Source organism: Globicatella sp. PHS-GS-PNBC-21-1553 (assembly GCF_033564055.1).
In the GTDB taxonomy this organism is placed as follows: domain Bacteria; phylum Bacillota; class Bacilli; order Lactobacillales; family Aerococcaceae; genus Globicatella; species Globicatella sulfidifaciens.
The window spans coordinates 1,043,358-1,067,691 of the sequence record NZ_CP085470.1 but is presented as its reverse complement, the minus strand read 5'-3'; the positions used below and the strand labels follow the sequence as shown (position 1 = coordinate 1,067,691).

The 24,334-nt window shown below is 33.5% G+C and carries 18 protein-coding genes and 3 pseudogenes; 12 read left to right on the top strand and 9 right to left on the bottom strand.

Features of this window, described 5'->3' with window-relative positions:
- Positions 1 to 634: 634 nt before the first annotated feature.
- The 7 genes from rpsR to yaaA form a co-directional block, all read right to left on the bottom strand.
- Positions 635 to 868 (bottom strand): 30S ribosomal protein S18, encoded by a 234-nt coding sequence (rpsR, locus tag LB888_RS05020; protein ID WP_066126588.1) that lies wholly within the window; start codon positions 866 to 868, stop codon positions 635 to 637.
- A 23-nt stretch (positions 869 to 891) separates the two neighbouring features.
- Positions 892 to 1,383, bottom strand: coding sequence for a single-stranded DNA-binding protein (ssb, locus tag LB888_RS05015; RefSeq protein ID WP_078755117.1), 492 nt, complete (start codon positions 1,381 to 1,383; stop codon positions 892 to 894).
- A gap of 38 nt (positions 1,384 to 1,421) precedes the next feature.
- Positions 1,422 to 1,721 (bottom strand): 30S ribosomal protein S6, encoded by a 300-nt coding sequence (gene rpsF / locus LB888_RS05010; protein WP_066126585.1) that lies wholly within the window; start codon positions 1,719 to 1,721, stop codon positions 1,422 to 1,424.
- 145 nt (positions 1,722 to 1,866) lie between these two features.
- Positions 1,867 to 4,416, bottom strand: a complete 2,550-nt coding sequence (gyrA, locus tag LB888_RS05005) for a DNA gyrase subunit A (protein WP_318753799.1) — start codon at positions 4,414 to 4,416, stop codon at positions 1,867 to 1,869.
- A gap of 27 nt (positions 4,417 to 4,443) precedes the next feature.
- A complete protein-coding gene (gyrB, locus tag LB888_RS05000; protein WP_318753798.1) occupies positions 4,444 to 6,354 on the bottom strand; it encodes a DNA topoisomerase (ATP-hydrolyzing) subunit B in 1,911 nt (636 codons plus the stop codon).
- A gap of 4 nt (positions 6,355 to 6,358) precedes the next feature.
- Positions 6,359 to 7,501, bottom strand: coding sequence for a DNA replication/repair protein RecF (recF, locus tag LB888_RS04995; protein WP_276645461.1), 1,143 nt, complete (start codon positions 7,499 to 7,501; stop codon positions 6,359 to 6,361).
- Positions 7,491 to 7,733, bottom strand: coding sequence for a S4 domain-containing protein YaaA (yaaA, locus tag LB888_RS04990; RefSeq protein WP_311920693.1), 243 nt, complete (start codon positions 7,731 to 7,733; stop codon positions 7,491 to 7,493). The genes recF and yaaA overlap by 11 nt, the downstream gene beginning before the upstream one ends.
- Positions 7,734 to 8,045: 312 nt before the next feature.
- On the opposite strand from yaaA, the gene LB888_RS04985 reads away from it, so the two are divergent.
- On the top strand, positions 8,046 to 8,822 hold the full coding sequence (locus tag LB888_RS04985) for a M15 family metallopeptidase (protein ID WP_318753797.1): 777 nt from the start codon (positions 8,046 to 8,048) through the stop codon (positions 8,820 to 8,822).
- Positions 8,823 to 9,138: 316 nt separating this feature from the next.
- Here the strand turns inward: LB888_RS04985 and dnaN are convergent, their stop codons facing one another.
- Positions 9,139 to 10,287, bottom strand: a complete 1,149-nt coding sequence (gene dnaN, locus LB888_RS04980; RefSeq protein ID WP_318753796.1) for a DNA polymerase III subunit beta — start codon at positions 10,285 to 10,287, stop codon at positions 9,139 to 9,141.
- Positions 10,288 to 10,451: 164 nt separating this feature from the next.
- Positions 10,452 to 11,788, bottom strand: a pseudogene (gene dnaA, locus LB888_RS04975) (chromosomal replication initiator protein DnaA).
- A 473-nt stretch (positions 11,789 to 12,261) separates the two neighbouring features.
- Here dnaA and rpmH point away from each other — a divergent pair.
- The 11 genes and pseudogenes from rpmH to mnmG all read left to right on the top strand — a co-directional run bounded on the left by rpmH (position 12,262) and on the right by mnmG (position 23,892).
- On the top strand, positions 12,262 to 12,396 hold the full coding sequence (rpmH, locus tag LB888_RS04970; RefSeq protein WP_066126812.1) for a 50S ribosomal protein L34: 135 nt from the start codon (positions 12,262 to 12,264) through the stop codon (positions 12,394 to 12,396).
- A gap of 121 nt (positions 12,397 to 12,517) precedes the next feature.
- A complete protein-coding gene (rnpA, locus tag LB888_RS04965) occupies positions 12,518 to 12,880 on the top strand; it encodes a ribonuclease P protein component (protein WP_066126814.1) in 363 nt (120 codons plus the stop codon).
- A 6-nt stretch (positions 12,881 to 12,886) separates the two neighbouring features.
- Positions 12,887 to 13,717: a membrane protein insertase YidC gene (gene yidC, locus LB888_RS04960; RefSeq protein WP_078755109.1), complete on the top strand. Its 831-nt coding sequence runs from the start codon at positions 12,887 to 12,889 to the stop codon at positions 13,715 to 13,717.
- Between the two features lie 16 nt (positions 13,718 to 13,733).
- Positions 13,734 to 13,961, top strand: a complete 228-nt coding sequence (locus tag LB888_RS04955) for a Jag N-terminal domain-containing protein (RefSeq protein WP_318753795.1) — start codon at positions 13,734 to 13,736, stop codon at positions 13,959 to 13,961.
- A gap of 133 nt (positions 13,962 to 14,094) precedes the next feature.
- Positions 14,095 to 14,607 carry an RNA-binding cell elongation regulator Jag/EloR gene (gene jag, locus LB888_RS04950; protein WP_318753794.1) on the top strand — a complete coding sequence of 171 codons (513 nt, stop codon included), beginning with the start codon at positions 14,095 to 14,097 and terminating at the stop codon, positions 14,605 to 14,607.
- A 125-nt stretch (positions 14,608 to 14,732) separates the two neighbouring features.
- Positions 14,733 to 16,223: a PTS system trehalose-specific EIIBC component gene (treP, locus tag LB888_RS04945; protein WP_311920690.1), complete on the top strand. Its 1,491-nt coding sequence runs from the start codon at positions 14,733 to 14,735 to the stop codon at positions 16,221 to 16,223.
- Positions 16,224 to 16,247: 24 nt separating this feature from the next.
- On the top strand, positions 16,248 to 17,909 hold the full coding sequence (gene treC, locus LB888_RS04940; protein WP_318753793.1) for an alpha,alpha-phosphotrehalase: 1,662 nt from the start codon (positions 16,248 to 16,250) through the stop codon (positions 17,907 to 17,909).
- Positions 17,910 to 18,628: 719 nt separating this feature from the next.
- Positions 18,629 to 19,756 (top strand): hypothetical protein, encoded by a 1,128-nt coding sequence (locus tag LB888_RS04935; protein WP_318753792.1) that lies wholly within the window; start codon positions 18,629 to 18,631, stop codon positions 19,754 to 19,756.
- A 361-nt stretch (positions 19,757 to 20,117) separates the two neighbouring features.
- A pseudogene (mnmE, locus tag LB888_RS04930) lies at positions 20,118 to 21,496 on the top strand (tRNA uridine-5-carboxymethylaminomethyl(34) synthesis GTPase MnmE).
- Positions 21,497 to 21,504: 8 nt separating this feature from the next.
- A complete protein-coding gene (locus LB888_RS04925) occupies positions 21,505 to 21,972 on the top strand; it encodes an 8-oxo-dGTP diphosphatase (RefSeq protein ID WP_311920681.1) in 468 nt (155 codons plus the stop codon).
- Between the two features lie 13 nt (positions 21,973 to 21,985).
- Positions 21,986 to 23,892: pseudogene (gene mnmG, locus LB888_RS04920) on the top strand (tRNA uridine-5-carboxymethylaminomethyl(34) synthesis enzyme MnmG).
- The last annotated feature ends 442 nt before the right edge of the window (positions 23,893 to 24,334 follow it).

The window sequence follows — 24,334 nt, the reverse complement described above, 5'->3', positions numbered from 1 at the left end:
TATTATACAAATTATTATTCTCCTTACACGACTAGATGTAAATATCTATTAAATAAACCAAAAGTTCGAATAGTCGTATTACAACTCATAACCATACACTCCAAAGGGTTCTAAGTAAATTAATCAATCACATTGAGATTTTCGCCATACTCAATCCTATAGTGACTAATTAAACCATTCGTTGTTGCGTATGATTCGATCTAAACGATTATAATTCCATCTGGTAGTTAGGAGATATAACTTTTATAAGAGTGAGATAGTATTCAAAGTTTTCTCTAATGATATTATGACTATTCATTCTTTTTTGGAAATAGGGTACCATCAGTGAATGTGAAATAAAGTTTAGACAATAGTTAAAATATCCCAGTTGATGCTTTTCATCAGTTGAATTTTTTATAAGAAACTATTCGCTTTTTAATATAGACTTAGGATAATTTAAACAAAGTTCCAAAGATCGTTTAATACAGTTGTTAACATCATTAATAAAATAAGCGAAGTCAGCATAAAAAGCAAAGTAATAGTATATATACTTTGTCCTAATTCAAAGTCATATGAAAAGCCGAGAAGCATCTCATTTTGAAATGTTTCTCGGCTTTTCTCTGGAATTTTCATTCCAGTTTATAAATATTATTTTTTAGTCTTGTACAGAGAATGGTAATAATCCCATAATTCTTGCACGTTTAATTGCTAATGTTAACGCACGTTGATGTTTTGCACATGTACCAGTTACACGACGAGGTAAAATTTTACCTTTTTCTGATACAAAACGTTTTAATAATTCAACATCTTTGTAATCTGGGTGATCAATATGGTTTGCACAGAAAAAACATACTTTTCTTCTGCGTCTTCCTCCACGACGTTGTGCCATGTTTTATTCCTCCTTAAATTCTATTAAAATGGTAAATCGTCCTCAGAAATATCAACCGACGATCCATTGAAATCATCAAATGGAGAAGATGATTGATTAAAATCATTATTGAACGAAAAGTTATTTTGTTGACTTGATTGATTATTATAGGTTGAATTTTCAAAGTTGGATGATGCTGGTCCTTGATCATTTCTTTGTGATCTTGATTCTACAAAATAGAAATTATTAACATAAACTTCTGTTGTATATACTCTTTGGCCTTGTTGATTTTCATAACTACCGGTACGGATATTGCCATCTACAGCAATTTTAGTCCCTTTTTGTGCATAACGAGCTAAAATATCTGCGGCACCGCGCCAAATAGTACAATTAATAAAATCGGCATCATATTCACCTTGTTTATTTTTATAGTTACGATCGACAGCAAGTGTAAAGCGGCCTACTGAATCACCTTGCGGTGTTTTTCTTAAGTCAATATCACGAGTTAGACGTCCAATCAATTGTACATTATTCATAACAAGGTCCTCCTTTGAAATGTTTCACGTGAAACAAATTAGTCTTCAATTTTAACAATCATGTGACGTAAAATGTCACGGTTGATTAAAGCTAAACGAGCGAATTCATCGATACCTTTTGCATCAGAAGCTTCAACGTTTACTAAGTGGTAAATACCTTCTTTATAATCGTTAATTTCGTATGCGAAGCGTCTTTTCGCCCAGTCTTTAGATTCAACAACTGTCGTACCATTGTCTGTTAGAATTTTATCGAAACGCTCAACTAATTCTTTTTTAGCGTCATCGTTTAAGTCAGGACGAATGATATATAAAATTTCATATTTTGTTGTTTGACTCATTACTGTATACCTCCTTTTGGTCTTTTGGCTCTATTCTAGATAGAGCAAGGAGCGATAGCAAATTAATGCTAATTACTCACATTTATTAATTATACCGTGAAATATTTTCTATTTCAATACCTTTTTATCAAATATTGAAAAATGGTTATTCTTCTAATTCTGAATCATTTTCAGCAATTATGTCGTCGTTTTCTTCCATACCCTCATCATCAACAGATTCTACTGTTTCAATCTCTTCTATGTCATCATCTGTTTTGATAATTTTTGTAACAGAACTAACCATCGCATTATCATCGACTCTTATCATTTTTACCCCTAAAGTAGCTCTTGAGGTTTGAGAAATACTGTCAACATTAAAGCGAATAATAACTCCTTGGTCGGTCATTAGCATTAAATCTTCAGCTTCTGGATTATCGATTGTGACAATACCAGCAAGTTTACCACTTTTTTCGCTGATGTTAGAAGTTTTAACTCCTAATCCACCACGATTTTTAATGCTATATTCAGCAGCTGCGGTACGTTTACCATATCCTTTTTCAGTAACGACTAAGACCTCACTGTCTGGTTTTAATAGAGCAGCCCCTACAACATAATCGCCTTCACGTAATTTCACACCACGAACACCTGTTGCTGTTCGTCCCATTACACGTACATCCTCTTCATTGAAAGCCATCGCATTAGCGTTATGAGTACCAATAATAATATTTTCACCACCATTGGTTACCAGAACTTTGATTAACTCATCTTCTTCACGCATATTAATCGCGCGTAACCCATTGTTGCGGATACTTGTAAATTCATTGGCATCGGAACGTTTCACGACCCCTTGTTTAGTGACAAAGAATAAGTATTTATCGGTTTCTTTTCCTTCTGAACGAACTTTAATCATTTCTTTAACATATTCATCTTTTTCAATATTAATTAAATTGACAATCGGTAATCCTTTAGCTGTTCGTCCATATTCCGGAATATCATAGCCTTTGGTGCGGTATACTTTTCCTAAATTCGTAAAGAAAAGGAGAGTATCATGTGTTGAACAAGAAATTAATGATTGAATTTCATCATCATCGGTTAGTCCCATCCCTTTTACGCCTCGACCACCACGATTTTGTACTTGGAATTCGTCTTGGGTCATCCGTTTAATATAACCATTGGTTGTTAATGCAATTAAAACATCTTCTTCTTCAATTAAATCTTCATCTTCAATATTTGTTAATTCTCCGACACGTAATTCCGTACGACGTTCATCGTCAAATCTTAATTTAATATTCGCTAATTCATCTTCTATAATATCAAGAACGCGCGTTTCATTTGCTAAAATATCTGTTAAATCTTGAATTAACGCAATTAAATCATCGTATTCTTTATCGATTTTTTCACGTTCTAAACCTGTTAAACGAACCAAACGCATATCTAAAATCGCTTGCGCTTGAATAGGCGTTAAATTAAAGCGTTCAATTAAAGTATTTTTGGCAATTTCAGCTTCTCTTGAACCGCGAATAATGGCAATTACTTCATCGATTACATCTAAAGCGATACGCAAACCTTCTAAGATATGCGCGCGATCTTCTGCTTTACGTTTTTCAAAAGCCGTACGACGACGAATAACTTCAACTTGATGGTCTAAATATTTTTCTAAGATTTCTTTTAAAGAAAGTACTTTTGGAACACCTTTATCAATGGCTAACATATTAAATCCGAAAGATACTTGTAAAGCTGTATATTTATATAAATTATTTAAAACGACATTGGCACTGGTATCGCGTCTAACATCAATAACAATGCGCATACCTTCACGGCCTGATTCATCAGCAACATAAGTAATGCCTTCGATACGCTTTTCTCGAGCTAATTCAGCAATTCTTTCAACAACTTTTGCTTTATTAACACCATAAGGAATTTCAGTTACAACAATCCGTTCACGATCATTTGAAAGTTGTTCAATTTCTACTCGTGATCGAATAATTATTTTTCCTTTACCGGTTTCATAAGCTTTACGAATGCCAGATTTCCCCATAACGATTGCGCCTGTAGGAAAATCGGGTCCAGGTAATACTTCCATTAATTCATTGACTGTTACCTCAGGGTTTTTCATTAATAAATTTAAAGCGTCAATTACTTCACCAAGGTTATGTGGAGGAATATTGGTTGCCATCCCTACGGCAATTCCGCTTGTGCCATTCACTAATAAATTAGGGAAACGCGCAGGTAATACAACGGGTTCTTTCTCTTCTTGAGAGTAATTTTCTTGGAAATCAATCGTATCCTTATTGATGTCTTTCAACATTTCTAAGGCAATTTTACTCATTCTCGCTTCCGTATAACGCATCGCAGCAGCACCATCTCCATCGACAGAACCAAAGTTTCCATGGCCATCCACTAGCATTTGTCGATAACTAAAAGGTTGGGCCATCCGAACCATCGCTTCGTAGATAGCAGAGTCACCATGAGGGTGATATTTCCCCATAACATCCCCAACAATCCGCGCTGATTTTTTATAAGGTTTATCGGGTGTTACACCTAATTCATTCATTCCATAAAGAATACGACGATGAACTGGTTTTAATCCGTCACGAACATCGGGAACCGCACGAGCTACAATAACACTCATCGCATAATCTAAGAATGAATTACGCATTTCGTCTGGTAAATTTATCGTTTCGAAATCTCTTTTTTGATCAAACAATTCACTCATTCATTATATTTCCTTTCTATTCGTTTTCTAGATATCTAAGTTCTTAACAAAAACAGCATTTTCTTCTATGAAATTACGACGTGGTCCTACTTCATCTCCCATTAACATATCCATAACTTGATCTGCTTCACGAGCGTCTTCAACTGACACTCTTAACATACGGCGATTTTCTGGATTCATTGTCGTTTCCCATAATTGTTCATAATTCATTTCCCCAAGACCTTTATAACGTTGTAAAGAATAACGTGCATCAGGGTTTTCTTTTTGCCATTCGCGCAATTCTTCTTCAGTTGCGATATAGGTTTCTTTTTTCCCTTGTTTAATTTGATACAAAGGCGGTTGAGCAATATACACATAACCTGCATCTAATAATGGACGCATGTAGCGGAAAACAAGCGTTAACAATAGCGTACGAATGTGAGCCCCATCGACATCGGCATCGGTCATAATAATTAATTTATGATAACGTGCTTTGGCAACATCAAATTCACCACCAAAACCAGTTCCCATTGCTGTAAATAATGACCGTATCTCTTCATTATTTAAAATTTTATCCATTGAAGCTTTTTCAACATTTAAAATTTTACCTCGTATTGGTAGAATGGCTTGGAACATTCTCGAACGTCCTTGTTTAGCTGATCCACCCGCAGAGTCACCCTCGACAATAAATAATTCTGATTGTTCTGGGTCTTTGCTTGAACAGTCTGCCAATTTACCTGGTAAATTAGCAATCTCTAGAACATTCTTTTTACGGGTCATTTCTCGTGCACGTTTAGCTGCCATTCTTGCTTTAGCAGCTAAAATACCTTTATCTACAATAACTCGAGCAATTTTAGGATTTTCCATTAAAAATTGTTCAAAACCAGCAGAGAAAATCCGGTCCGTAATGGTTCTCACTTCTGAATTACCTAGTTTAGTTTTGGTCTGCCCTTCAAATTGTGGATCTGGATGCTTAACTGACAAAATTAAAGTGAGACCTTCTCGCACGTCCTCACCACTTAAATTTTCATCATTATCTTTCAGCAAATTAGACTTTCTTGCATAATCATTGATGACACGGGTTAAAGCTGTTTTAAAGCCTGCTTCGTGCGTTCCACCTTCGTGTGTATGAATGTTATTGGCAAATGATAAAATATTGGTATGATAAGAATCCGTATACTGCATCGCGATTTCGACTTGAATACCTTCAGCTTCATCTTCTAAATAAATGGGTTCTTCTACTATTGCCTGTTTATTTTCATTTAAATATTCAACATAGCTTTTAATCCCACCTTCATAATGGAAGCTATTCTCTTGTTCACGTTCATCACGAACGTCTGTAATGGTCAGTCTTAATCCTTTATTTAAGAAGGCTAACTCACGCACTCTTTGCATTAATTTAGCATAATTAAAATCAGTTGTTTCTCTAAAAATAGTAGGATCTGGTAAAAAGTTTACCCGCGTTCCCGTTTCGGTTGATTCACCTATTTCGGTTAAATCATCTAATATTTTTCCACGCTCAAATTTTTGTTGGTAAATTTTGCCATTTCTGGACACTTCAACGGTCAAATAAGAAGAAAGGGCATTAACAACAGAAGCACCTACCCCGTGAAGTCCTCCAGACACTTTATACCCGCCACCGCCGAATTTACCACCCGCATGTAAGACAGTAAACACTGTTTCAACAGCTGGTCTACCTGTCTTAGCTTGAATATCAATTGGGATACCACGTCCATTATCGACGACAGTGACACTATTATCTTTTTCAATAATGACTTCAATATGTGTACAATATCCTGCCAAAGCCTCATCAATTGAGTTATCGACAATTTCCCATACTAAATGATGTAACCCTTCACCACTTGTTGAACCAATATACATCCCTGGTCTTTTTCTAACGGCTTCAAGTCCTTCTAGAACTTGTATCTGATCAGCATTATATTGTTGTTGTTCTGTCATTTTATTACTCCTTATCTGGTTGAATTATTTCATTATTGATTGAAACAGAGCCCTTTTTTATATAGAAAATTTGCGGGTCCTCTAATTGATGTATTTTTAGCCCATGTATCGTTGCTGTAGTTAAAAAAGTTTGCACTTTCCCTTCGATTTGTTGCATAAGTAACAATTGTCTTTGATCGTCTAATTCCGATAAAACGTCATCTAGCAGTAAGATAGGATATTCCCCTCGAATTTGATTAAACAACTCAATTTCGGCTAATTTAATACTTAACACGATCGTCCGTTGTTGTCCTTGAGAACCAAAAAATTGAGCAGGCTGATTATTAATATAAAATATTAAATCATCTCGGTGGGGGCCATAAGCTGTCACACCGGTTTCTTTTTCTCTTTTAAGAGATTGTTTGAAGAGGGTTGTCAATTGTTGCGATAACGTTGAAAGGGAATCATAATCTAATTTTGAACTACTTGCCTGATATTTAAGTGATAATTGATCACGCTCGTTTGATAATTGATAATGAATAGGAAACGCTAATTTTTCTAATTGTTGAATAAATTGCGCACGATATTGAATAATTTTTGTTGCTTTTTCAATTAATTGCGTTGTGAGGACATCAAAAAATAGTTCATCGAATTGTTTAGAATAACCAAATTGTTTTAAATACTGATTACGTTGTTTTAAGATTCGATTATACTGCTGTAGTTCATTTAAATAGACCGGTTGTGATTGTCCAATTTCGACATCTAAGAAACGTCTACGAAGTGAAGGAGATCCTTTTATTAATTGCATATCTTCTGGAGCAAATAAAATTACATTCAATTGACCCACAAATTGACTTAATCTCGCTTGCTCAATGTGGTTAATTTTAGCAATTTTTCCTTTTTTATTTAAAATAATTTCTAATGGAAATTCATAAGATTTATTTTCTACGATGGCTTTAACAATGGCATGTTCTTCATCCCAAAAAACCATTTCTTGGTCGCGATTAGTACGATGACTTTTTGCTAAAGACAATAAAAAAATTGCCTCAAGGAGGTTGGTTTTACCTTGGGCATTCTCTCCTGTTAAGATAATTAATCCATCATTAAATTCTAGTTTTGCATGGCGATAGTTACGATAATTAATTAATTCAATTTCTTTAATTTTCATTTTTTTGTATTGGAGATGAAATCGTTACTTCAAGTTTTTCATTTAAAAATGAAATCACATCTCCATTATATAATTTTTTACCTCTCCGATTTTCAGGTTCGCCATTTAAGGCTACCGGAAATTCACTTAGATACCATTTAGCCATACCACCGCTTGAAATAATGGATTCAAACTTTAATAATTGACCTAAAGTTATAAATTCCTCTTCAATTTTAATTATCTTTTTCTCCATGAACTCACCTATTCATTCTATAATTTCTTGTCAATCTTATAATTAGCTATATCTTAAATTATACATCTTTTATCGTAAAATCACAAATAATTCTAAAAAATAAGGCGGTATTACAAAAGGAAGTAAATTTAGTATGTTTTGTTTATTTAACCTTATTATTAAAAATAAGTATCTTTTTTTAAATAATAAAGCATCAAAGAATAATTTTACCTAAAAGAAAACGTTTTATCTCAAAATGTAAAAATCCTGCGCATTCTCCAATTAAAAAGTTTATGATATAATAAAAACAATTCATTATTAAAGGAGAATATTGTGAAAAATAAAATTTTTACTTTGTTTGTACTTTTGTTAAGTATCTTATGCGTTTCGAACATTCAAGCACAATCTGAGACTACTTATCAATTGCCGGATGTTGATGCTATTCGCCCAAGTGACGATTCGATAACCATTGATCAATTGATTGAAGAGTTGCCAGAATCAGCGAGTATAGATAATCCTTTATTATTTTTAGTTAATCGCGATAATTTATTAGAATATGATCCTTATATTCCATTTGTTTATTCTGAAAATGGTCAACCTTATCACGAAGCAATGGCTACCCCTTTAGCCGAAATGCGTGCAGCAGCTGCTGAGGTAGGTTATTATTATAATTTTATTTCAGGATATCGCAGTATTGCTGAACAGGCTTTTAATTATGAAAGTCGTTTTAATAGTTATTTATACGAAGGTTATAGCGAAGCCGATGCGCAATACATGACGGATCAGTATGTTGCACCAAGTAATGGTAGTGAACATACTACTGGATTAGCGATAGATTTATTAGGAGCTGAATTTGGTTATGAATTATATGTGAGTTACCAATATGAACCTTCGGCTCAATGGCTAGCTGAAAATGCTCATCATTATGGTTTTATATTAAGATATTTAGAAGGAAAAACAGATATAACTAAAATAAATTTTGAACCGTGGCATTTTAGATATGTCGGTGTTGAACATGCCGAATTCATCTATAAGCATGGTTTAGTTTTAGAAGAATATATTGCTCTGATTCAAGAACGTGATAATCGTCAAAAGCTAAATCAGAATTAAAATAATATAAAATCAAATTAACGGTATTAAGAGAATGAAGGTAAACTTCAATAAAACTACTCTTAATACCGTTTTTTATTTGTAAAATAACAGAGCATAAACTTAAATTGTACATTTAAAAAAGGGAGGGGACCAGAAGTAGAAAATCGAATGATTTTCGCTTCGTTTGTTCACCCTCGCACAGTTGAGTAGGTCTCAAACAAGTCTTTAAGACGCAGATTGAGACCACTCAACCACTGCGCTCTTAATTAACGAAAAATAATCTTAACTAAAATTATCAAGTTTATGTCCACTCCCATTCTCATTATTTATTATTTTAATGTGTACGAATCGGAGTTAATAATTGTAATAGACGATTATTTTCAATTTCACTTGGTGTGTCTAACTGTAATAATAAGGGTCTTACAGCTGATTGCATCTGAAGAGAAATATCAGAACCATCAAATGATTTTAATGCATCTTTCATATATTCTGGGTTAAAGGAAATCTTAATATCTTTTCCTTCGATTTTTTTAGTTTCAATTACTTCCGCTACTTTTCCTAATTCATTTCCACGAACGGATAATACTACTTCCCCATTTTCAATCATCATTTGTACGACATTACTGCTCCCCTCACGTGACATTAATGAAGCACGATCAATCGCATTTAAAAACTCAGTTGAATTTACGACAATTTCACTTTGATATTCTGTCGGAATTAAACGTTCGGCATCAGGATACATTCCTTCTAATAATCTAGAGTAAATAGTAACACCATTTAATAAGAAAATAACTTGTTGATGAGAAATAATCATCGTCAAATCTTGTTCATCTTCTGCAATACGCATTAATTCTAACATCGTTTTTTTAGGTATAGTAATCGATTCTAATTCAGTTTCGCTTACTTCATTAGTAAAGGGCATTTCTCGTTTACTTAATCGATGGCTATCGGTTGCGATAGCTGAAACAAATGAGCCCTTATTAATGAGATGAAGTCCAGTTAGGATAGGTCTACTCTCTTGATTTGAAGCAGAAAAGATTGTTTGATTAATTAATTGTTTAAAAGTAGTAGAAGGCAGACTAATACCGTTTGTAGTTTCTACTGTTGGTAACTTAGGATAAGCATCACCTGCAACACCAATCACATTAAAGGTTGCTTGGCCAGATGTGATGGTAGCTGTATATTGATCGTTTACTTCAATCGTTAATTTATTAGTCGGTAATTTTCGGATAATTTCATTAAATAAGCGTGCAGGTAATACGACACTACCCGTTTTTTCAATTTCTAATTCATTTAAATCATCGTTTACTGAAATAATACTTTCAATAGAAATTTCAGAATCACTACCAATTAATGTTAACTGATCATTAGTTAATTCTAATTTAACGCCAGTTAAAATAGGTATCGTAGCTTTACCAGGTATCGCTCGAGTTACATTTGATAATTGATTTAAAAAGATAGATCGTTTAATAGAAAATTTCATTTGGAACTCCTTTAATAATATATAGTTTATTATATATATAATAGTATTAGTAATAAGTGCTGTTGATTATGTTGATAAATCATGGTAGAGCTTATTATGAACGCATTCTACCTGTCTAAAACTTTGTGGATTGTCTCTTGATATCTTTAAAAGTTATCCACAGGTCAATTTTTTATTCTTTGTTTTAATTCTTTTACTTCTTGTCGTACTTGTGGATCTGATTCAATTAATTCGGCTATTTTTTCGTATCCGTGCATCACAGTAGTATGATTTTTATTCCCAAAATCTTCTCCGATTTTTGGATAAGATAAATCAGTGAGTTCACGGGATAAATACATCGCAACTTGACGTGGAAACACAATATTTTTCACCCGTTTTGAACCCTTGATATCATCAGCAGTAATGGAATAAAACTTAGCGACAGTTGTAATAATATCATTGATATTCGTTTCCTTTTCAGTTGTGGAACCAATTAAGGCATTTAGGGCTTTTGCTGCTAAATTAGTGGTAATTTCTTCCCCACTTATAGCTGCATAGGCAATAACTCTTAATAAAGCCCCCTCTAACTCACGAATATTAGAATCAACATTATTAGCAATATAAGTTAATGCTTCTGAGTTAATGTCTAAATTATCATTTAAAGCTTTTTTCTTAAAATCGCAATTCGAGTTTCTAGATCAGGAGGGGTAATGTCCGTAGATAAGCCCCACTTAAATCGAGAAATTAAACGTTCCTCTAAGCTATCAATATTGTTAGGAAGACGATCACATGTTAAAACGATTTGTTTTCCAGCATTGAATAAATCATTAAAGGTGTGGAAAAATTCTTCTTGTGTTTTATCCTTTTTAGATAAGAACTGAATATCATCCATTAAAAGAACGTCAATGTCATCACGATACATTTTTTTAAATTGTTCGGTCTTATTATGGGTAATACTATTAATGAAATCATTGGTAAAGGTTTCAGTCGTTGCATATTTGATCCGCGCATTAGGATTTTTTCTTTTAATTTCATTACCAATCGCATGCATCAAATGCGTTTTACCTAAACCAACACCGCCATAAATAAGAAATGGATTATAAGTTTTCCCAGGACTATCACATACAGCTAACGCTGCACCGTTGGCCATTTTATTATCTTCACCAACAACAAATGTATCAAAGGTATAATTTGGATTTAAACCAGAAGCATAGTTATTCCCTTTAACAGGGTTCATACTGGGGGGGTCGACTGGAAAATCAATATTTGCGACCTCACCTACTACGATGAAAATAGGCGAAATTTCTCTACCATAATATTCCAAACTGTATTGAAGGATATAGCCAGCTAAATGCTTTTCCCATCGCGTTTTGATTAAATTATTGGGAACTGTTAGAGAAATTGTGTCTTCTGTAATTCTAGATGGTTTAACTGGTTTAACCCAATTAGAAAAAGAAGAATCTGATAAAATTTCTTTTAAATATTTCGTGACACCTTGCCAAAATTCTTCTTTATCAATCATTTCTTCACCTCACTTAATAATTTACTTTGTAAGTAAAATTATAACATAAATTGTGGATAACAATGATAATAGAATCATCCACATTTAAACAAAAGAGTTATCAACATGTTAATAAAAATTGTGGATAACTGTTTATAAGTCCATAATTTCCACAAGGTTCTGTGGATAATATGGAACTAACGAGCTTATTATAACACATATTGTTAGAGTTATGCACAGAAATTGTGGATAAATAATTAAAAAAGATCTGACCTGTTTATATGTGCATAATTGTGTAAAAAGATGTGCAAAGCTCGTAATAAAAAATGAGTTGTGCACAAAGCAATAATCATCTGTTGATAACTTTATTGAAATATTAAAAAAATGTTACTTTTATTCCTAAAAATCAACAATAGCATCTTGACTTTTAGCCAATACTTCATTAAAATGTTTTAGGTATTGACATAAAGGTTTAGATTTTAGGAGGTGCCATAATGAAAAGAACTTACCAACCAAAAAAGAGAACGCGTAAAAAAGTCCACGGATTCCGTAAACGTATGAGTACTAAAAACGGTCGTCGTGTATTAAGAAAACGTCGTCAAAAAGGACGCGCAAAATTATCAGCATAATGCAAAAAAGTTACTACGTTTCGTGGTAACTTTTTTTATTTGTCTATTTGTATTTTTTTTACGATAAAATTCGTTATAATGAAAAGTGAATAATTGAGTCAAGTATAAGATGAGGTAGAAAATGAAGAAAGAATATCGTGTAAAGAGTGAAAAGGATTTTCAAGATGCTTTTCAAAATGGAACTTCCTATGCTAACCGCCAGTTAGTACTTTATGTGTACCCTAAAATTGGACAAGTACATTTTCGTGTAGGGTTATCGGTTGGTAAAAAAATGGGAAATGCGGTACAGAGAAATAAAATAAAACGATTACTACGACATGCGATTCATGAATTATCCCCCGCCATCAATAATGAATATGATTATTTAATAATAGCTCGCAAAGATATAGTCAATCGTAATTTTTATGAAATAAAAAAATCATTGGTTCATGTTATGAAAATTGCCTCAATTATTGATATCAAAAAGTTAGAGGAGTTGCAGTAGACCTATATGAAGAAAAATTATAAAAAATGGTTACAAATTATTCTATTGTTATCGATAGTTTTAGTGTTAACCGCTTGTGGTAATGTTAACGAACCAATTAGTGCTGAAAGTACTAATTTATGGGATCGTTATATTATTTATAACTTGTCACAATTTATTATTTGGTTATCAAATTTATTTGGCGGTAGTTATGCCCTTGGGATTATTATTTTTACGATATTAATTCGTGCTTTATTAATTCCATTGACCAAAATGCAATTAAAATCACAACGTGAAATGCAAGCATTACAACCAGAATTAGATAAAATCAAAGAAAAATATCCAAATCGTGACCGTGAATCGATGCAATTAGCGCAAGAAGAACAACAACAATTATTAGAATCACATGGTGTTAATCAGTTTGCTGGTTGCTTACCTTTATTAATTCAATTACCAGTGATGATGTCCCTTTATCAATCAATTAGTCGTACCCCTGAATTAAAACAAGGACATTTTTTATGGACTAACTTAGGACAAATGGACCCATTATTTATTTTACCGATATTGGCAGCAGTATTAACATTTGCGAATTCATACTTCACAATGAAAAGTAATAAAAATCCAAATAGCCAAGTTAAAACGATGATGTATATCATGCCAGCCTTTATTTTATTAATTTCTCTTGGATTACCAAGTGCTGTTACTTTATACTGGGTTGTTTCAAATGCGATTACATTAATTCAAACATTTGTTTACAATAATCCTTATAAAATTATTGCAGAACGTGAAGCAAAACTACAAGCTGAAAAAGAAAAACAACGTGCTTTGCGCAAAGCATTGAAACGCGTTAAAAAATAGTAAGGAGCGAATTAGGATGGAACATAGTACTACAATTAGAGCTGAATCAGTTGATAAAGCGATTAAAATCGGTTTGACTAAATTAAATATTTCTGAATCTGAAGCTAATATCAACATTATTAGTGAGGGGAAAAAAGGATTATTCGGTTTTGGAAAACAAGATGCCATCGTTGAAATTTCTAAAAATGCCTCCATTTCAGAATTAACAGCTGAAATTGAAAAGCAAGTAGAAGAAAAAAGATGAGCTAATTGACCATACGAAAACACCCGAACCATCTATTAAAAAAGAAGCAAAAAAATCAAAAGCAAAACCACAACAGCAAGAACAAAAAGTTGAGCCAACAAAGGAGGAAAAACCAAAAGCTGTTCAAACTCCAGTGAAAGATTCAGAACTAATTTCTGACGATGTGCAAACTGAAAACAAACATCACGATGATTTAATGGCTGAACATCAAAAAGTAGCCGAATATTTAGAAAACATTATTAATGATTACGGAGCAAAAGCGGATATAACGGTTGAACGTCAAAAAAATCAACTTATTTTTAATATCGAAACAGATAAATCAGGTTTAATTATCGGGAAACACGGTAAGATTATTAACTCATTACAAGTATTGGCTCAAATTATGGTCCACCAATATGATAAAAGACGCCAATCGGTGATTCTTAACATTGGTGATTATCGTAATCGTCGTGCCAATGTTTTAGAACAAATTGCTGAACGTACAGCAAAAGAAGTGCTTAAAACTAAACATTCAGTTGTATTGGATCCATTACCAAGTTATGAACGCAAACAAATCCATGCGTATTTAAGTAAAGTTGAACATATCGCAACGCATTCTGAAGGTCGTGACCCAAATCGTTATTTAGTAGTTGAATACAAACCATAAAACTTATTCTTATAATAAATATTTATAGTAAATAAGATTGTTTCACCTACTAAAATGTAATATACTTATTATAATAACGCTTACATTTTTTCGTAAGAGGTTAAAATAAAAAAGGGGGACATATTATGTCTAAGTTTGAACAAGATGCAAAAGCATTACTTGACTTAGTTGGTGGTAAAGATAATATTGCCGCTGTGACACACTGTGCAACACGGATGCGATTTGCTTTAGTTGATCCAGCAAAAGCTAAGGTAGCAGATATTGAAAAATTAGCATCTGTTAAGGGGACGTTTACTCAAGCAGGACAATTCCAAGTTATTATTGGAAATGCTGTTTCAGAGTTTTATAAAGATTTTGCCCGTTTATCAGGTGTTTCAGAGGCTTCTAAAGAAGATGTTAAACGTGCTTCTGAGAAGAATCAAAACAAATTGCAAAAAGCGATGGCTTTCTTAGCTGAAATCTTCGCACCTATTATTCCAGCCATTATTGTTGGGGGACTTATTTTAGGCTTCCGTAATGTTTTAGAAGGTGTCGGTTTTGAAGCCTTAGGACAAAAAGTTGTAGATGGCGTCGCTCTGACCAATGCTGCGGGTGAACCTGTATGGAATACTATTACGGATGTTAGTCAATTTTGGAGTGGTGTCAATCATTTCTTATGGTTGCCTGGGGAGGCTATTTTCCACTTCCTTCCAGTTGGGATTGTTTGGGCTGTTACTCGTAAAATGGGAACGACTCAAATTTTAGGGATTGTATTAGGTTTAACCTTAGTATCACCCCAATTATTAAATGCTTATGGAGCCGCAGATGCATTAGCTGAAGGGACAGTGCCTCAATGGGATTTTGGTTTCTTCAAATTAAATATGATTGGTTATCAAGCACAAGTGATTCCAGCAATGTTAGCTGGTTTAGCATTAGGTTATTTAGAAAAATTCTGGCGTAAACATGTTCCAGAAATGTTATCTATGATTTTAGTACCATTCTTATCATTATTACCAGCTGTTATTTTAGCTCATACTGTATTGGGGCCAATTGGTTGGTGGTTAGGAAATATTATTTCTACAGTGGTATTAGCAGGATTAACTGGACCGTTAAAATGGTTGTTTGGTGCAATCTTTGGTGCTTTGTATTCGCCATTAGTTATTACTGGTTTACACCATATGACCAATGCAATCGATTCACAATTAATTGCCGATACTGCTTCAAAAACAACTGGTTTATGGCCAATGATTGCTTTATCTAATATCGCCCAAGGTTCAGCAGTAGTTGGCTATTGGTGGTTAACGCGTCATGATGAAGAGGAATCTCAAGTAACGATTCCTTCCTTTGTGTCAGCATATTTAGGTGTTACTGAGCCTGCAATGTTTGGGGTTACTTTAAAATATGTTTATCCATTTGTGGCTGCTATGATTGGTTCTGGTATTGCAGGTTTATTATGTACAACCTTTGACGTTCAAGCAACTTCAATTGGGGTAGGTGGTTTACCAGGATTCTTAGTAATTACACCGGAAACGATGATTTCATTTATTATTTGTATGTTAGTGGCATTCATTGTACCATTAGTATTGACAATTACCTTTAAAAAAGCCAACTTATTTACAGGTTCAAAAAAAGCATAGTCAACTAATATAGGAGGAAATTCTGTGTCAATTAAAGAAAAAGTAATTTACCAATTATATCCAAAATCATTTAAAGATACTGATGGTAATGGAATTGGAGATTTGAAAGGGATTATAGAGAAAATTGATTACTTAGCTGAGTTAGGAATCGATATGATTTGGATGAATCCTTTTTATCCATCACCACAAAATGATAATGGTTATGATGTTAGTAATTACATTGAAATTGATCCGTTATTTGGTACCATGGAAGACTTTGAGAAATTGGTAGCAGTGGCTAAAAATCACAATATTGATTTAATGTTAGATATGGTTTTTAATCATACCTCAACAGAACATGAATGGTTTCAAAAAGCTTTAGCAGGAGATCCTTATTATCAAGATTTTTACTACTTACGTCCATTGAAAGCAGATGGGTCATTGCCTACCAATTGGGAATCTAAATTCGGTGGACCCGCTTGGGCAAAATTTGGTGACACAGATTTATACTATTTACATTTATATGATGTAACACAAGCTGATTTAAACTGGCATAATCCAAATGTGAGACAAGAATTATACAAGGTAGTTCGTTTCTGGTTAGATAAAGGGGTAAAAGGGTTCCGTTTTGATGTTTTAAATGTGATAGGAAAAGACCCTGAGCTGATTGATAGTGAAAAACCTGGTTCATCACAAGAAAAGTCACTTTATACGGATACGCCAATCGTACATAAATGGATTAATGAAATGAATCAAGCGACTTTCGGTCAAAGAGAGGATGTTGTGACAGTTGGAGAAATGTCTTCAACTACCGTTGAAAACGGAATTCGTTATACTAATCCACAAGAAAATGAATTATCAATGATTTTCAGTTTCCATCATTTAAAAGTAGATTATGAAGAGGGTGAAAAGTGGAGTAATCCATCTTTTGATTTCATTGAATTAAAAGCTATTTTAGATGAATGGCAACAAGGGATGTCAGATGGTGAGGGTTGGAATGCACTATTCTTAAATAACCATGATCAACCACGTTCAAATAGTCGATTTGGCGATGTAGAAAAATATCCTTATGAGACGCAAACAATGTTAGGGACGACGATTCAATTTTTAAGAGGAACGCCCTACATTTATCAAGGTGAAGAAATTGGGATGACTAATCCTAATTATCAAACAATTTCAGAGTATAATGATATTGAAACTCATAATAACTATCAGATTATGTTAGAAAAAGGGTATGATGATGGCAAAGTGATGGCTATTATTCAAGCGAAATCACGTGATAATAGTCGGACACCAATGCAATGGGATCAGTCGAAAAATGCTGGTTTCACTACCGGTCAACCTTGGTTAGCTGTAGCAAATAATTATCCAACAGTAAATGTTGAAGCAGAACTCAATAATCCTAATGGAATATTTGCTTATTATAAAAAATTAATCCATTTAAGAAAAACTGAAGATGCTTTAATTAATGGGACTTACCAAGGGATTTTACTTGATGATCCAAAAGTGATGGCGTATTTGAGAACCACTGAGATGGAAGAAATTTTAGTTTTAAGTCATTTTTACGCTGGTGAAGTTGAAGTTGAATTACCAGACGGTTTTAATCAAACAGCAGAAAAAATGATTGGAAATGGCTCTGCTGAAGTGGTTAATCAATCAGTTAAATTATCTCCTTACGAGACAATTGTTTTAAAACGATTAAAATAATTAGTTGTCAATATAAGCACTGAATGGTACTGAGCTAAGTACTTTCAGTGCTTTTTGAGTAAAGATAGTATCTTTGGGGATTATAAATATTGCCTATATGGCTTGTTAGTGGTCCTTTACAAAATCGAGGTTGAGCATAAACTTTATAAATACAATCAAATTATTGTGCGATAATTAAATGCGTAGTGGTTGAGTGGCCTCAACCTGCGTCTTTCGACTTGTTTGAGGCCTACTCAACTATGCGGAGGTGGACAAACGAAGCGAAAATCATTCGCTTTTCTACTTCTGGTCCACTCCCAACTTTGCGGGGGTGGGCTGACGAAGCGAAAATTGTTCAATTTTCTACTTCTTGCCCATTCCCAAAACAACATTAAAAGATGGATGTAGTAAATAAAATACCAAATAAACTCATCTTTTTATTGTGGAAGAACTTGCTCATCACTAAATGTTGTTGAGACCTCAATTCCTTGGAGAAGTTTTTATGGTTATTTTATTCAGTTTCATTGCGCCTGGTAAATTCATTTTCAATAACATGAAAATATTTTTGTAGGCATACTATTTTTGATATTTTTTTCAATAAAATAATAAAGGTTTGATTCACTAAGGTTCTTCCAATAGATTAAAGCTTGAAATTATAGCTTAATTTACGTAAAATTGATTTGTTATAAAGAATATTATAATTTAAACACGTCGTATTTTATCTAGAAAGGATTTATTGAATGAAACATCCAAATGTTATTATTCTTTTATCCATTATATTTTTAAGTGCTTGTAGTAAAGAGCCGATGATTCGATTAAGTGAAGAAAGACAAGCCTATATAACGGAAAAGCAAAATATTGAACAAGCGTCCCACAAAAATAAGGGAGAAGAAAAAACGGTAAATATTGAGATTACAAATGAAATAGCTTATGATGAGACGATGAGTTTTGATGATATCGTTGATTTTATCCCGATACAACCTAATCAAATTAATCAATATATTGAGAATGATCAAGAATTTTTTCGATATATGGAGTTTGTTGATGGTAATTTAAAAATGATGCAAGTTAGGGAACAAACACCAACAGCCATTTCAAATCACTATTATGCTTGGGATGCACAACAAATCAGTGATTTAGGTGTTGGAGAAGGCACAAATATTCCAAGTAATCAATTATCTAATTTATCGACAGAAAGATCCAACATAATTTTAAAAGCACCAATCCAAAAAGGAAATTCTTGGGAAATGTCGTCTGAAGAAATAGCCAGTATCACTAATTTATATGAAACAGTAAATATAAACGGAACGACTTATCAAGATGTAGTAGAAGTTGCTTATCAAGATGGCCAACAAATAAAATATTTTGCTAAAGGTTTGGGGATTGTAGCTGAAATTTATCCAGATGATAGCTTAGTCCTATCGAGCATTAGTCAGAATAGTTATTTTCAAGTACAAATTCCGATTAAAGCACCACAACAAGTAGATAATAAATTGGTATTAGTAGATGATGTGGCGCCCATAAAGTTTCAAACGAATGAAGAATCAGCTAATATTTACACAAAATTATTTCAAACATTAGGTTGGATAACACCAGATATTTCAGTTAATAAAATTAATAAAGAAACTTATTATATTAATGTCGATTTTACACCGGGAATTGTTGCGGCTATGAATCAAAATGAAGTGACAGAACGAGGTATTATTCCAGCGATTGTCATGACCATGATAGAACATTATGGTGTGGAAGCTGTTCAATTAACAGTTAACGGTCTAGGCATGACACCTAATACCATAAGTTATCCTGATGGTGGATTATGGTATCCTAATGACATGTGGAAAACGGATATTAACCAATCGTTTTCATAATTATGAAAAAGGTGGCGAGGCAAAAATGATAACTTCAATCAATTTTTGCCTGATAATGATAAAGACAATGATTGAGTGACGTTCAGCTGTGTTTTAAAAACCCGTTTGAGGACGACTAAACTTAAGGAATGGCCAGATGAAGTAAAAATCATTTGATTTTCTACATCTTGGCCACTCCCATTGTATTTTAGGAAATAATAGTGTTTCACCAACAATTATCGATTTCGATAGTTGCATTCTGAAACTATTTTTTGTATAATTCAATCGAAATGAATACTAAGCAGTCAAAGTGCTAACTACTCCTATGATGAATAGGAGTAGTTTAGGCACTTTTTTATATTTTAAGAAGGAGCGTGATGATATGTACCAATTAGACACAATTGCTGCTATTTCCACAGCTTTAGGGGAAGGTGCTATCGGGATTGTACGTTTAAGTGGGTCTGAAGCAATTCAATATGCTAATCAAATTTTTAAAGGTAAAGATCTTCAAAAAGTCGCATCACATACCATTAATTACGGTCATATAATTGATCCTCATAATAACGAGATAATGGATGAAGTTATGGTGAGTGTCATGCGTGCACCACGATCATTTACGACAGAAGATATTATTGAAATAAATTGTCATGGTGGCATAATGGCCGTTCAAAGAATATTAGAGTTGGTCTTAAAACAAGGGGCACGATTAGCCGAACCAGGAGAATTCACCAAACGCGCATTTTTAAATGGAAGAATTGATTTATCGCAAGCAGAAGCGGTGATGGATTTAATTCAAGCTAAAACTAGTAAGGCCATGAGCGCATCTGTGAATCAATTAAGTGGAAGTTTATCGAAAAAAATCCGTAGTTTGAGACAAAATATGTTAGACACACTAGCACAAGTAGAAGTAACCATTGATTATCCTGAATATGATGATGTAGAAGAATTATCATTAAAGCAACTTGAAGAAACAGGATTGGCTGTTAAGAAACAAATCTTAAATATTTTATCTCAAGCTCAACAAGGGAAATTATTTAGAGATGGTATTAAAACCGCTATTGTAGGTCGTCCAAATGTTGGGAAATCGAGTCTTTTAAACCGATTAATAGGCGAAGATAAAGCGATTGTTACTGATATAGAAGGAACAACACGTGATATCATAGAGGAATATGTCAACGTAAGAGGTGTTCCATTACAATTAATTGATACTGCAGGCATTCGTGAAACGGATGAAGTAGTAGAGAAAATAGGTGTAGAAAAATCGCGTAAAATGATAGAACAGGCCGATTTGATTATCTTAATATTAAATCAATCTGAGACATTACAACCGGTTGACAAAGAATTACTTGAAGCAACGAATGGCATGAATCGCTTAATCTTATTAAACAAACAAGATTTAAAACCTGCATTGACGATGGAATCTTTGAGTCCTTATATTAAACAAGATGAATTAATTGCAACCTCTATGATAGAAGAACAAGGCATCGAAGTTTTAGAAGCCGCAATAGAAAAAAGTTTTTTGCTGGTGAAATTCAATCAACAGATGTTAACTACTTACTCAATACACGTCATGTCGCATTGCTTAATCAAGCGGTTGATTCATTAAATGAAGTATTAAGTTCTGTTGAGATGGGAATGCCAGTTGATTTAATTCAAATCGATTTTACAAAAGCATGGGATCTTTTAGGCGAAATAACGGGTGAGAGCGTTCAAGATGAATTATTGAATAAACTGTTTAGTCAGTTCTGTCTAGGAAAGTAGAGGCTAAAATGAAATTATCAACAATATGTTATATCGATAATGGCTCACAATTATTATTGTTACATCGTAATAAAAAAGAAAATGATATCCATCAAGGTAAATGGGTCAGTGTCGGTGGTAAGTTTGAAATAGGTGAAACGCCAGAAGAATGTGCTAAACGAGAAATTTATGAAGAAACAGGATTAATTGCTGAAAAAATGGAATTATGTGGATTTATAACATTTCCAAATTTCACACAAGATGGGCAAGACTGGTATAGTTTTGTCTACCGTGTCACCGAGTTTTCAGGAAATTTAACTGAAAATTGTCCAGAGGGTACTTTGGAATGGGTCAATTATGAAGATGTTATGAACAAACCGACTTGGGAAGGCGACTATATTTTTCTACAATGGATTTTAGATCGAAGACCCTATTTTTCTGCAAAATTTACTTATGTCGCTAATCAACTGATAGAACAAAATGTCGAATTTTATTAAAAGGGGAAATTAGATGAAACAATTTGAAGCAGGTTCCTATGACGTTATTGTCGTAGGTGCGGGACACGCTGGGTCGGAAGCAGCTCTAGCCAGTGCCCGGATGGGAAGTAAAACATTATTGTTAACATTAAGTTTAGAGATGGTCGCTTTTATGCCATGTAATCCATCTATCGGTGGACCAGCTAAAGGAGTCGTAGTGCGAGAAATCGATGCCTTAGGTGGAGAAATGGGGCGCAATATCGATAAAACGTATATTCAAATGCGTTTACTAAATACTGGGAAAGGTCCAGCAGTTCAAGCTTTAAGAGCACAAGCGGATAAACAGCTATACGCTCAATCGATGAAACAAGTGTTAGAAAATACCCAGAATCTAGATTTAAAACAAGGATTGGTAACGGAGTTAATTGTTGAAGATAATCAAGTAAAAGGTGTTGTGACCTCAACAGGTGCGCGTTATTTATCGAATGCAGTTATTTTAACTGCAGGAACATCCTCTAGAGGACGTATCATCATTGGTGAATTAGGATATTCATCAGGTCCCAACAATACTTTACCATCTATTAAGTTATCAGAAAATTTATTAGAACTAGGTTTTGAACTTGCTCGTTTTAAAACGGGTACGCCACCGAGAATTAATAAAAATTCAATCGATTTTGATCAAACTGAAATACAACCAGGCGATGAGAAACCTAATCATTTTTCATTTTTAACACCTGATGAAAACTATAAAGAAGACAGTGTTCCTTGTTGGTTAACCCATACGAATGAAATGACACATGAGATTATTAGAGGGAACCTTCACCGAGCACCGATGTTTAGTGGAATAGTCGAAGGAGTAGGTGCACGCTATTGTCCTTCGATTGAAGATAAAATTGTTCGTTTTAGTGATAAACCACGTCATCAAATCTTTATCGAGCCAGAAGGATTAGGTACAGATGAGATGTATGTTCAAGGACTATCGACTTCCATGCCAGAAGATGTTCAAATGGAAATACTGCATTCTATAAAAGGATTAGAGAATGCACAATTGATGAGACCGGGATATGCAATTGAGTATGACGTTGTAATTCCTCATCAATTAACATTATCGTTAGAAACAAAACTTATTAATGGTTTATTTACAGCAGGCCAAATGAATGGAACGAGTGGTTATGAAGAAGCTGCGGGACAAGGTTTAATCGCAGGGATTAATGCTTCACTAAAAGTTCAAGGAAAAGAACCTTTCATAATGAAACGTAGTGAAGGGTATATCGGAGTAATGATTGATGATTTAGTTACCAAAGGCACAACCGAACCTTATCGACTGTTAACCTCCCGTGCTGAATATCGTTTATTATTACGTCATGATAATGCAGACTTAAGATTAACAGAAATGGGTTATCAATTAGGATTAGTTACTCAAGAACGATACGACGCTTTTATCAATAAGCAAAATCTAATCGAACTAGAATTAGAAAGATTAAGCAATATACGTTTAACTCCAAAAACACCAGGATTGGTTGATTATTTAGACAGTATTCAATCAACACAATTAAAAGATGGTATATTAGCAGTGGATCTACTAAAAAGACCAGAGGTTCGATATCGAGAATTAATAAGAATCATACCTCGTGAGGAAGGTCCATTAGAACGTCAAATAGCAGAGCAAATTGAAATTCAAATAAAATACGCAGGTTATATTGTTAAGGCAAACCAAAGAGTCGATAAAATGAAATCAATGGAAGAAAAGTTCATTCCCGAAGATATTGATTATGATGCGGTGGACAGTTTAGCAACAGAAGCTAGAGACCGCTTGAAAAAATCCAACCAAGTACACTAGGACAAGCAAGTCGAGTGAGTGGTGTTAATCCAGCGGATATAGCGATTTTAACTGTTTATATTCAACAAGGAAAAATCGCTCGCTTAGGTGATAAAAAATAATAGCATGGAATCAAAACTTTAAAGAAATTAATTCAAATTTATATTAATCACATAGCTAAAAAATAAGAGTCGAAACGAGAAAAATAGTTTCGGCTCTATTAATATTCATAAAGATAGATAAGTAATACCATATATCGTGATCATCATATCGTGATATAAACTATCATAATATTGTAATCATAATAATTTTTCAATATTAGTATTATTAAATATCAAAATATGATGATAAATGTAAAAATAATGTAAAAAAGGTGTTGACGAGTGTTGGATATCATGATACTATAAGGGAGTTCCAAGCGAACAAGACGAAAGATTGAAAAAGAAATAAAAAAAGTTGAAAAAACTTGTTGACAGTTTCAATCAAACGTGATATTATATAGAAGTTGCTTAACCAAGCAACAACGAAGCTCATTGAAAACTGAACAAAGACAAACACCAAAAA